Annotated in this window: 10 protein-coding genes; 6 read left to right on the forward strand and 4 right to left on the reverse strand. The window is 75.0% G+C overall.

Annotated elements, in window-relative coordinates; translation table 11 throughout:
- Nucleotides 1-96: 96 nt before the first annotated feature.
- The 4 genes from ABZU46_RS18325 to ABZU46_RS18340 all read left to right on the forward strand — a co-directional run bounded on the left by ABZU46_RS18325 (nucleotide 97) and on the right by ABZU46_RS18340 (nucleotide 3175).
- The gene (locus ABZU46_RS18325; protein ID WP_354859212.1) at nucleotides 97-681 is read left to right on the forward strand and encodes a CinA family protein; all 585 of its coding nucleotides are present in this window, start codon (nucleotides 97-99) and stop codon (nucleotides 679-681) included.
- A 152-nt stretch (nucleotides 682-833) separates the two neighbouring features.
- Complete coding sequence (locus ABZU46_RS18330) at nucleotides 834-1295, forward strand: helix-turn-helix transcriptional regulator (RefSeq protein WP_354859213.1); 462 nt, start codon at nucleotides 834-836, stop codon at nucleotides 1293-1295.
- 201 nt (nucleotides 1296-1496) lie between these two features.
- A complete protein-coding gene (locus ABZU46_RS18335; protein ID WP_354859215.1) occupies nucleotides 1497-2369 on the forward strand; it encodes a PspA/IM30 family protein in 873 nt (290 codons plus the stop codon).
- 20 nt (nucleotides 2370-2389) lie between these two features.
- The gene (locus ABZU46_RS18340) at nucleotides 2390-3175 is read left to right on the forward strand and encodes a hypothetical protein (RefSeq protein ID WP_354859216.1); all 786 of its coding nucleotides are present in this window, start codon (nucleotides 2390-2392) and stop codon (nucleotides 3173-3175) included.
- Nucleotides 3176-3190: 15 nt separating this feature from the next.
- On the opposite strand, the gene ABZU46_RS18345 is transcribed toward ABZU46_RS18340, so the two are convergent.
- Nucleotides 3191-6865: a hypothetical protein gene (locus tag ABZU46_RS18345; protein ID WP_354859219.1), complete on the reverse strand. Its 3675-nt coding sequence runs from the start codon at nucleotides 6863-6865 to the stop codon at nucleotides 3191-3193.
- A gap of 165 nt (nucleotides 6866-7030) precedes the next feature.
- On the reverse strand, nucleotides 7031-7840 hold the full coding sequence (locus tag ABZU46_RS18350; RefSeq protein WP_354859220.1) for a DNA-formamidopyrimidine glycosylase family protein: 810 nt from the start codon (nucleotides 7838-7840) through the stop codon (nucleotides 7031-7033).
- Between the two features lie 109 nt (nucleotides 7841-7949).
- Here ABZU46_RS18350 and ABZU46_RS18355 point away from each other — a divergent pair, with 109 nt between their 5' ends.
- Nucleotides 7950-9218, forward strand: a complete 1269-nt coding sequence (locus ABZU46_RS18355) for a hypothetical protein (protein ID WP_354859222.1) — start codon at nucleotides 7950-7952, stop codon at nucleotides 9216-9218.
- A 24-nt stretch (nucleotides 9219-9242) separates the two neighbouring features.
- On the opposite strand, the gene ABZU46_RS18360 is transcribed toward ABZU46_RS18355, so the two are convergent.
- Nucleotides 9243-9485 (reverse strand): CPCC family cysteine-rich protein, encoded by a 243-nt coding sequence (locus tag ABZU46_RS18360; RefSeq protein WP_354859225.1) that lies wholly within the window; start codon nucleotides 9483-9485, stop codon nucleotides 9243-9245.
- A 25-nt stretch (nucleotides 9486-9510) separates the two neighbouring features.
- Nucleotides 9511-10311 carry an SAM-dependent chlorinase/fluorinase gene (locus tag ABZU46_RS18365; protein ID WP_354859227.1) on the reverse strand — a complete coding sequence of 267 codons (801 nt, stop codon included), beginning with the start codon at nucleotides 10309-10311 and terminating at the stop codon, nucleotides 9511-9513.
- A gap of 188 nt (nucleotides 10312-10499) precedes the next feature.
- Here ABZU46_RS18365 and ABZU46_RS18370 point away from each other — a divergent pair, with 188 nt between their 5' ends.
- Complete coding sequence (locus ABZU46_RS18370; RefSeq protein WP_354859229.1) at nucleotides 10500-11114, forward strand: hypothetical protein; 615 nt, start codon at nucleotides 10500-10502, stop codon at nucleotides 11112-11114.
- The last annotated feature ends 148 nt before the right edge of the window (nucleotides 11115-11262 follow it).

An 11262-nucleotide genomic window follows, 5' to 3' on the forward strand; every position in this document is an offset into this window, starting at 1 on the left:
ATTGCCGTCCGGGCCGGCGTGTCGGGGCGATAACTTCATGATCGACGGGGTTCGGCCGGGAGGGTTGGGGGTCGGCGGGTGGGGAAGGACGAGCTCATGCGGCGGGAAGAGCGGGACGAGAACGCAACGGGTAGCGCGGCGGCGGGTGTCGTGCACAGTCTGTCGCAGCGCCACGAGACAGTGGCCACCGTCGAGTCGCTCACCGGCGGGCTGCTGGCCGCGTCGATCGTGGAGATCGCCGGGGTCAGTGGGATCTACCGGGGCGGGCTGGTCGTCTACGCCACCGAGTTGAAGTCCACGCTGGCTGGCGTACCGGCCGATCTGCTGGCCGAGCGCGGCCCGGTCGACCCGGACGTGGCGGCGGCGCTCGCCGAGGGCGGCCGGCGGCGCTGCGGCGCGGACTGGGGGCTCGCCACCACCGGGGTCGCCGGCCCCGAGCCGCAGGACGGCAAGCCCGTGGGCCTGGTCTACGTCGCGGTCGCCGGCCCGAGCGGTGTCGAGGTCCGCCAGCTCGACCTGGACGGCGGGCGGGACCACGTACGCTCGGCCGCCGTGATCGAGGCGCTGCGACTGCTCGCCGAACGGATCCACGCCGCCGACGAAGCCGCCCGGGACGGGTTGGAGACGGCAGACGAGGCCGCCCGGGACGGTCTGGGGACGGCCGGTGCGGGGCGTCGATGAGCCGCCCCGGGCGAACCAACGGGCGGGGCGGGATGTCGCCGGGCCCCACAGCGGGTACGGTTGCGGGAAGGCTCCGACGCTCGGAGTCGGCGCGGTCCGCTGCGGCCGGCCGCCCGACGCCGGGCGAGAGGTATCCCTCAGGGGGAGGTGCGATGGTCCTGCTACGCCGGGTGATCGGTGACGCACTGCGGGCGCGCCGGCAGGGACAGCAGCGCACACTGCGTGAGGTGTCCACCGCCGCCAACGTCAGCCTCGGCTACCTCTCCGAGATCGAGCGGGGGCACAAGGAGCCGTCCAGCGAGCTGCTCGCCGCGATCTGCGACGCGCTCGGCGCCCGCCTGTCCGAATTGCTGCGCGAGGTGAGCGACACCGTGGCCCTCGCCGAGCAGATGCCCGCCGGGGTGCTCGTCGGCATGCAGGACGAGCCGGCCGAGGCCGCGCCCGTCGGCGCGACGACCGCCGTGCGCAAGGGCGCCAACCGGGGCGTCCGTCAGGTCACCTCCGATGGCAAGGTCGCCGTGTCGGTCCGGCAGGACTCGCCGCTGCGGGCAACCCTGCGCAGCACCCGGGTTCGCCCCACCGAGCGCGACCGGGACGTGGTCTGCGCCGCCTGAGCCCGCCGAGCGGTTGACCATGGGCGACGTGGCCACAGCCGCGTAGGGTGGCCCGCAGGAGCCGACGGTTCCCGTCGAGCACCCGGTACGGATGCCTCGGTGGCGTTCGGCTGGGACGATGGAGACCGGCCGGTCCGCGGTCGGTCGGCTGAACCCGGCCCGATCGCGGTGGAGCGACGCTACTGAGGGGATACCGCGGAGATGGCGAACCCGTTCGTCAAGGGCTGGAACTACCTGATGGCGCTCTTCGGTGCCAAGATCGATGAGCACGCCGATCCCAAGGTGCAGATCCAGCAGGCCATCGAGGATGCCCAGCGGCAGCACCAGGCGCTGGTCCAGCAGGCTGCGGCGGTCATCGGCAACCAGCGTCAGCTGGAGATGAAGCTGTCCCGGCAGATGTCCGAGGTCGAGCGGTTGCAGGGCAACGCCCGGCAGGCCCTGGTGCTCTCCGACCAGGCCCGCGCCAAGGGCGACGAGGCCGAGGCGGTGCGGTTCGAGCAGTCCGCCCAGGCCCTGGCCACCCAGCTGGTCTCGGCCGAGCAGGCCACCGAGGACCTGAAGACCCTGCACGACCAGGCGCTCGGTGCCGCCGCGCAGGCCCGCCGCGCCGTCGAGAACAACTCGATGATCCTCCAGCAGAAGCTCGCCGAGCGCACCAAGCTGCTCAGCCAGCTGGAGCAGGCCAAGATGCAGGAGACGGTGGCCCGCTCGCTGGAGTCGATGTCGTCGATGACCGCCCCCGGCACCACCCCGTCGCTGGACGAGGTGCGTGACCGCATCGAGCGGCGGTACGCCAACGCGATGGGCCGCGCGGAGCTGGCCGGCAACTCCGTCGAGGGCCGGATGCTGGAGATCCAGAAGGCGACCATCGACTCGGCGGGCTCGGCCCGGCTGGAGCAGATCCGGTCCAGCATGGCGGGGGAGCAGCTCGGCGGCACGGCGCAGCGCCCGGCGGTGCCGCAGGGTGAGAAGGCGAGTCCGGGCAGCGACCCGACCGCCGCGGCCCGGCTGGACGAGCTGCGCGCCAGCATGGCCCGCGAACGGGGCACCGGCGACCCGACCGCTGCCGGCTGAACGGTTCGAGGAGGTCTTCGGTGGCAGACGAGCGGACGCGGTACTTCCGTCGGCTGGGTCGGCTGCGCCGGTCCGCCCGGCGGTGGAGCGTACTGGCCGGTGGGCTCGGCGGCGCCGCGGCGGTGCTGACTCCGTACGCCGGCCTCGGTCTGCCGGACGCGGCCTGGGCCGGCGCCGCGGGCAGCGCGGTGGCGTTGGCCGCCTGGCGCTGGATCGATCTGCGGGCGCTGGCCGCCCGCCCGGCGCCCCCGGCGCTGGATCCGGCCGAGGCTGCCGCCCGGTCCCGAGCCCGGCTGGTGGCCGCCGTCGAGCGACTGCCGGTCGGCTCGGGCGTGCTCGCCGAGGTGCGCCGCGTCCGCAGCCGGGTCGCGCTGCGCGGCACCACCGCCGGGCAGCAGTGGGCCCGACTGGACCGAGCGTCGCTCACCCTGGCCGGGATGGCGCCCCGGCTTACCGGGCTGGCCGAGCCGGCCGTGCTGGAGGCCGCTGCCGCCGACCGGTCGTTGCGCGACCTCGCCGCGCGGGTGGCCAGCGTGGAACGAGCCCTGCGGCTCGCGCCGACCGACGCCCGGGCGCCGCTGGCCGAGGCGCACCGCACGCTGACCGCCCAGCTGGAGAGCGGCGTGGCGGCCTACGAGCGGCTGGTGGTCGCCGCCGCCGGCTACCTCGCCGAGGACGCCCGACCGGAGCCCACCCACCCGGCAGCCGACCGGCTCACCGAGGCGACCGACCTGCTGCACGGGGTGGCCTCCGCCCTGGCCGAGCTGCGTGCCGGCGGCTCCGGGCTGCGGGCACCCACCAGCTGAGCCCCGCCCGGCCCGTCACGGTGGGGTCGTGACCGGGATCGGGCCGGTGTACGGCGAGCTGCCCACGACGTTGAACGACCGGATCCGGTAGTGGTAGGTCACGCCCCGGGCCAGCCCCGTGTTGGTGAAGCCGCGACCGGTCACGGTGAAGGTCGCCACCTCCTGCCCGAACGCCGGGTCCAGCGCCCGCTGCACGATGAACCCGGACCCCGGACCGGCGGGCGTGTGCGCCGTCCAACCCAGCACCACCGTGGCGGTGTCCGGCCCCGGCGCGCTCGCGGCGGCGGTCACCTCGCTCGGGGTGCCCGGCGCGGGCGGGGTGCTCGCCGCGGCCACCGTCGACCAGGCCGAGGCGGCACCCAGGTACGTGGTGCGGACCCGGTAGTAGTACGTGGTGTCCGGGGCGGCCGTGGTGTCCAGGTGGTTGTCACCGACCCCGATCGCCGTGGTGCCGGGGCCGCTGGTGAAGGTCGGGTTGGTGGCCCGCTGCACGTCGATGCCGGTGGCGAAGGAGCGGTTCGTCCAGCGCAGGGCCACCCGCAGCGGCGCGGCGGGCGGGATCGCCGCGATCAGCCCGCCCGGCGCGGCGAGGTGCACCGAGGCGGGCACGCTGTTCGACCAGGACGAGTAGCTGACGTCGTTCTCCGCGCGGATCCGGTAGTGGTAGGTCGTGCCGGGGGTGACCGTGGCGTCGGTGTAGCGGGTGGCGGCGGCCGCGACGGTGATCGTGGTGACGTCGCCGCCGAAGGTCGCGTCGGTGGCCCGTTGCAGCAGGTGGCTGGTCGCGGGCGGGCGTCCGCCGTTGCCGGTCCACGCCAGGGCGATCGCCGGCAACGCCGTGGCCGAGCCGGGCACCGGCGTGGCGGTCAGCCCGGTGGGGGCCCTCGGGGTCACCCGCAGCACCAGCGGGCGACTCATGCCCAGGTCGCGGTGGCCGGCGAGCTGGCTGTGCCAGCGGTACTCCCAACCGAGGTTGACCATCTGGTTGACCACCACTGCGGGTCGCCCGTCGGTCGGGCTGATCGGCGTCGACCCGGCCCGCGCGCCGGGTGGACGGCCGGGGTCGAGCAACCGGACGCTGTCGCCCAACTTGAACGGCAGGGCCGGGGCCACGGGGCGGAGCGCCACCACCACGTCCTCCCGCGGGTTGACCCGCACGATCTGCTTCCAGCCCAGCTCCGCACCGTGCGGGGGGCGCTGCGTGCCGTCCCAGCCGACCCGGTTGACGAGCTGCACGTCGCAGCCGCCGAAGTGCAGCGGCTCGGTCTGCCGGACGTTGCCGCTGATCCGCCAGAGCTGGGTGCCGTCGGCCGGCGCGCCGACCGGTATGGCCGGGTCGGCGGCGTACAGCACCTCGGTGACCGGGTCGGTCGGGCCGAGCGGCAGGGTCGCCGGGGCGAGCGGCCCGGCGTGCGGGTGGGCCACCCCGAGCCGCCCGGCCAGCCGCCCGTGACCGGGTTCGAAGACCTGTTGGGCGGCCTTGACCTCGATCGGCAGGGTCACCGGGCCGGCGCCGCCCAGCGGTGTGAACGTCACGGTGTCGGCGTGCGCCGACACCGTCGTCCCGGCCGCCGTCCGGCTGCCGAAGGCCGGGTCGTACGCCGGCTGCGGCACGATCGGCGGGCGCTGGCTGGCCGCGTACGCCCCGGGCAGCCGCTCCCGCAGCCGGGCCAGGTCGTACGCCGGTTCGGGCACGCCGCTCACCCGGAACTGGAGCAGGGTGCGGGTGTTCGGGCCGTACCCGGGCTCGGTGGGCGGCGGGCCGCCCTCGGCCGTCCGGTCCGGCGCGTCGGTGTGCTGGTCGTAGCGCGGGTCGAAGCCGGGCAGCGGTGCCGGGGCGTCGTTGTAGAGGATCAGCGTGCTGCCCGGCGCCACGGTGGAGAAGTCGACGAGCACATCGGCGCGCTCACCCGGGGCGAGCAGCAGCGTGTGCCCGTCCACGTTCAGCACGGTCGGGTCGAGCCTGTCGTAGCGGTACCCGATCGGCCGGTTCGGCAGCACCACCGGGGCGGGCAGCAGCCCGGCCTCGTTGCCGATCTGGACGAACTCCGGGCCGGCGGCCCGTGGGTCCGGCACACCGCCGTCCCGCCCGTCGCTCGGCCAGGCGGCCGGCCGGTCCGGCGCGCGTACGGCGGGCACCATCGGCACCTCGCCGGCGTCCGCGTCGGCCAGGACGCCGTCGTCGGTCCACATCGGCGCGTCCGAGCAGGCCCGGTAGAGCTGGAGGTTGAGGCTGCGGTCCAGGCAGGCGTTGAGGATGCGGAACCGGTACGCGCGTGGACGCACCTCCAGGTACGGGTAGGCGACGCCGTTGACCAGCGGGGTGTCGCCGTACGCCGCGGGCACCGCGGACGGGTGCGGCACCCCGGGGCGCAGCGGCGGCTCGGTGGGCGCGCCGACGGGGTCGTGGTGCGGGTTCGGCACCGGCCCCGGTCCGGTCGGCGGTGGCCCGCCGGTGATCCGTTCCGCCAGCGGCCAGCCATCCACCGTGGGCTCGCCGTCGGCCCGGCTGCCGTCCGGGGCGGGACTGCGCGACCAGGGGCCGTAGTCCCACCGGCCGGTGGGGTTGCGCCCGCCGGACCGGTACGGGTTCTGCCGCGGCTGGTAGACGTGGGGGTGCCACAGGCTGCCCCGGGCGCCCCACCGTTCCCGGTCCCAGGTCGGGTCCTCGGCGGCGAGTTGGGTGTCGTCCGGCACGAACGTCTTGTCCTCGATCACCAGGGGCAGCTGGTCGGCCGGCAGCACCCCGTCGGCGACGAGCTGGTCCTCGACCGGGTCGGTGAGCAGGTAGGGCGCGAGCTGACCACCGTAGACGGTGAGCCGGGCCAGGCCGAGGGTGTTGTCGTGGAACCAGAGCAGCCGGCCGCTCTGCTCGTTGGGGAAGTAGAGCGTGGTGGCGCCGGCACCGGGCGGGGGCATGTCCGGCACGGGCGTCAGGCCCGTCCCGGTCGGGTACGGGGTGATCTCACCGGCCGGGGTGATCCACTGCCCGGGGTTGCCCGCGCTGGTCCAGCCGGTCTGCGCCCCGGCCAGGTGCAGCACCGCTCGATTCTGCGGGTACGGCGCCGGGCCGTCCAGCGGGCCGATGCCGGCCCCCTCGACCGTCTCGTCGACCGGCAGGAACAGCTCGCCGGCCCGGCCGGTGGGGAGCTGGTTGATGAACTTCACCCGGACCGGCCGGCCCCGCCGGGCGTGGATCATCGGGCCGAGGTGCCAGGGCCGTTCCGGGGGCGCCACCGTGTTGTGGCCGGACGCGTCGGTGCCCAGGTTGAGCTGGCGGTAGCCGCGCAGCCGGGTGGCCGGCAGGTCCCGGTGCAGGCGTTGCGTGTACTCCTGGAGCCCGATCTCGTAGTAGTCGCAGCCCGGGTAGCTGATCGTGTCGGGCACCGCCACCGGCAACCGCCCGCCGAGGTCGGTGCCGCCCGCCCGGCCCGGGATCGGCAGCGCGTCGACGAACTTCCGCAGCCCGGTGCCCGGCACCGACCGGCCGTCGGGGGCGCGCGTCGGGCGAGGACTGTACGCGACGTTCGGCACCGGCCCGAAACAGCGCGGCACGGCGGTCGGGTCCAGGCTCGCCGCGGGGGCGCCCTCCTCGGCGGTACGCGCGGCCGGGACGGACACCGTCCGGGCGAGGCTGTCGGAGGTGGGCCGGTAGAAGAAGGTGGAGCGGAGTCTGCGGAAGATCGCCATGACTCTCCCCGGGGTTGGGGCACGAGGATCGCCACCCCGGCGTGGCGACCCCCGGCACTCTGCTGACGGGCGGTGAGCATTCAACCGCAGCATGCGACGTCAGAGGCCGGATAGGAATTACCCAATCGTCCGTATCTGGGCTGGCCCCGGTCGGTGGGGGCCCGGTCAGCCGGGCGGTGGGGTGTGCGGCTGCTCCGGCTGGCAGACCGGGCACCAGTAGGTGACCCGTTCGCCCAGCTCCTCCTTGCGGATGGCGGTGCCGCAGCGGCGGCACGGCTGGGCGCGGCGGCCGTACACGTAGCTGGTCTGACCCCGGTGCAGCGAGCCGGTGGTGCTCTGCGTCCAGCGGCCCCGGTTGGCGGCCAGCAGCCGCTGGGCGAGCGCCACCGTGGCGGGCAGGTCCGGCACCGCGGCGACGGGCGTCCACGGCGACACGCCCCGCAGGAACAGCACCTCGCACTTGTAGAGGTTGCCCACCCCGGCCAGGTTGCGCTGGTCGAGCAGGGCCTCGCCGATGCTCTGCTCCGGGTGCGCGGCGAGCCGGTGGACCGCCTCGGCCGGGTCCCAGTCCGGGCCGAGCAGATCCGGCCCGAGGTGACCCACCAGACCGTCCTCCTCGGCGGTCGGCACCAGGGCCAGCTCGTGCAGGTGGTAGCCGACCGCCACCGCGCCGGGGGTGCGCAGCACCACCCGGATCAGGTGGGCGGGCCGGCCGCTCCACCGTTCCCCCGGCGCGTACGCCCGCCACGCGCCGTCCATCCGCAGGTGGGAGTGCAGCGTCCACCGCGCGTCGTCCGGGGCGGTGAGGCGCAGCAGCAGGTGCTTGCCCCGGCTGGCCGACTCGCGGACGGTCCACCCGGTGAGGTCGGTGGTGGCCAGCTGCGGCACCCGGAAGTCGGACCCGGTGAGCCGCGCGCCGGCCAGCGCGCGGTGCAGCACGCGGGCGGTGTTCCAGACGGTGTCACCTTCGGGCACCCTGCCATCCTCCCTCTTTCGAGCAAGATTCGCATGTGTCGCTATTTGTAGGCAGGTTCCTCATGATCTCCTGACATGCGAGGGTCAGGGGGTTCTGAGGAGAATGCCCATGACGCGACCTCATTGTCGTATCCGATCCGCTACCCTCACCGCCACCCTCGCCCTCGCGCTCACCGCCGCCGTCGCGCCCGCCACCAGCCTTTTCCCCAGCGCCGTACCCGCAACCGCCACGTCGCTCACCCTGACCGCCGCCGTGCCCGGTGTGGAGCGGTGGAGCGCCAACCTGTCGGTCGTCGACCGTGACGACGTCAACGTCCGGCGTACCGCCGCCGGGCTGCGGCTGCGCGAGGCGCGCACGGCCGGGCGCAGCCCGCGCAGCCCGCACAGCGCGGTCGCCGAGGGCATGCTGCTGACCGCACCACGCACCCTCGCCCGACCGGCCACCCGGGTCCGCGCCGAGATCAGCGCCGACGTCCCCGCCGGCGCCAGCGTGGAGGCGCAGGTCCGCGGATGGCGGGTCAGCGGCTGGACCGAATGGCGGTCCGCGACCGCCGGCGTGGTCTTCGACCGACCGGTCCGCCGGGTGCAGACCCGGGTGGTGCTGACCGCGCGGGCCGGCGGCGCCACCGCGACGGTACGCGGCGTCCAGCTCACCGCCGACGCGACGGCAGCCGTCTCCGCCGCCACGCCCGGCCTCACCTACCGGGTGTACGCCACCCGGATCGGGCTGGTCGGCCAACTGACCGCCAACGGCCGCACCATCCAGCCGCGCGACCACTTCGCGGCGCTACCGTCGCGCCGGAGCCTCTCCCCGCTCAACAGCGGCGACTACACCGTGCGGGTCTGCACCACCACGGGCGCCCGCTGCGAGTACGCCCCGGTCTGGGACGTCGGGCCGTGGAACACCCGCGACGACTACTGGAACCCGTCCGCCGTACGGGAAAACTGGAAGAACCTGCCGCAGGGCCGGCCCGAGGCGCAGGCCGCCTACCAGTCCGGCTACAACGGCGGGCGGGACCAGTTCGGGCGTACGGTGCTCAACCCGGCCGGCGTCGACCTGGCCGACGGCACGTTCACCGACGGCCTGCAACTCACCACCAACGCCTGGGTGGACGTCGCCTACCTGTGGACCGGCGGCGGGCCGCGCGGCGTCGTCGGTGCCGGGCCGCTCAACATCCGCAGCGGGCCCAGTACGTCATACAGGGTCCGCGGCCTCGCCGCCCGGTTCGCCAACGTGCCGATCCAGTGCTACGTCACCGGTCAGTCGGTCGCCGGCCCGTACCGCACCACCACCAGATGGAACCGCCTGGCCACCGGGCAGTACGTCAGCCACGCGTACATCTCCGCCGTCTACGGCGGCGGCGTGCCGGTCTGCTGAGTCGGCCCTACCCCGGCGGGGTCGTCAGGGACGCTCGTCGGGGCGGGCGGGGCGCACCATGTCCTGGTAACGCGGGTGGCTCGCCCCGTACACGGCGTAGTTGAGCCGGGCGTGCGACAGGCTCAGGTCGCCGTTCGCGCCGCCGCGCACCGCGTCGGCGTCGACGTCGCTCTGACCGTCGTCGGTCCAGAAGCAGACCGGGCAGGTCCCGCCGCCGGTCCGAGAGGCACAACAGGGACAGCCCACGGGAACTACGTGTTCACCCACCGGGGCAGCATTCCATAGTCGAATGTCACCCGGCCACCCGCAGGAGGTCGCCCGGACGCACCCCGAGGACGTCCACCGCTCGGCCGCCGTTGACCGCCACCGCCACCAGATCGGCCGAATCGACGTACACCACCAGGCCGCCCTCCGGTGCGTCGCCGAACGTCCGTCCGCGCACCGCCCCGCGGGCCGGTGCGGGCCCCGGCGGGCCCACCCGGACGGTGGCCGGGAGCGGGCCGAGCACCTCGGCCGGTGCGGCCAGTTGGACGTTTCCGAAGTGGTCGACGGTCAGCACCTCGGCGGTGAAGCCCTCGGCGTCGCGGGCCACGACCGCCGGCGGCAGCCGGACGAGCCCGTCCGGGTCGACCGCCGGACCCGCCTCGGCCAGCGGCGCGCCGAGCGCCAGCCGGGCCGCCACCGGGGCGAAGACGTCCCGGCCGTGGAACGTGCCGGACACCCGGGCCGCCAGCCAGCGCGGCTCGGTCAGCTCCACCGCGGCGGTCACCCCGCCGAGCGCGGCAGCGGCGTCCGGCAGCAGCCCGTTGTCCGGGCCGACCAGCAACCCACCCGGGGTGGCCAGCGCGACGCCCCGCCGGGCGGTGCCCACCCCCGGGTCGACCACCGCCACGTGCACGCCCACCGGCAGGTACGGCACCGTCTGCGCCAGCACGGCGGCACCGCGTCGGACGTCCGCCGGCGGCACCAGATGGGTCACGTCGATGACCCGGGCGGCCGGCGCGATCCGGGCGATCACCCCGTGGCAGGCGGCCACGAATCCGTCGGTGAGGCCGTAGTCGGTGGTCAACGAGACCCAGGGCGTGACAGCCATGCCGGCAGGTTAACCGTCGACGTCGGTCCGCGGTTCCACCAGTGGGATCTCCGGCTGAGCCGACGGGCGCGTCGGTGCCCGCCGGAGCGCACCCCGGCCGTGCGGTCGATCACCGGTGGCGGATATGGGACAGCGCGGTGGCTGACCGGCCACTGCCGCCGTCGGGCGTGGCCCGGCAGACTGCCCTGGTGACACATCGGAGCCTGCCCGCCGTCGGGATCCTTCTGGTCGCCGTCGCGCTGACCGCCGGCTGCGGCAGTGACGACGACAGCCCTCGGGCGGCCCCGCCGGCGTCGCCCGTCGCGACCCTGGCGGCGAGCGACCTCGCGAGCGCGCCGACGCCGTCGGTGGTCCCGTCCGGTTCGGCCGATGCCGCCGGGCCGTCGGGTCGCCCCGCTCAGCCGACCCCGCCGCCCGCCGTGCCGCCCGCGCCGCCGCAGGGGCCGGTCGAGCGCCGGCCGGCCAGCCCGCCGCCGGTGGTGCTGCCCCCGCGCCCGGCCGGTGCGCCCGGTGCCCGCCAGGTGGTCGACGCCTTCAAGGCCGCCGGTCTGCGAGTGACGCACCCCAAAGACCGCTCCGTTGACTGTGGACCGGACGGTCTCGGTCTGGGCTGTTCCGAGATCGTCGCCACCGATGGCGTGACGGTCTACGTGTTCCCCGACGAGACCAGCGCCGGCGACATCGCCGAGACGTGGGGCGGCCAGTCGTACCGGCGCGGCGCCGTGGTGCTCAACTACCTCGAGGCGAAGACCCCGGCGGCCGACCGACTTCGCTACGAGAAGATCCTCAACAACCTCCACTGACACCAAGCGCCGGCCACCAGCCTCGGCCACCAGCCGCCGCCGCCGACCGCCGACCGCCGACCGCTACGGCCTTAGCGTCGGCGGCCGATGTCTGTCTCGTGAGCGATATGACTGTGAGTCATAAATATGACTCACAGTCATATCGCTC

The sequence above is a fragment of the Micromonospora sp. NPDC005197 genome (genome assembly GCF_040608295.1).
GTDB lineage: Bacteria > Actinomycetota > Actinomycetes > Mycobacteriales > Micromonosporaceae > Micromonospora.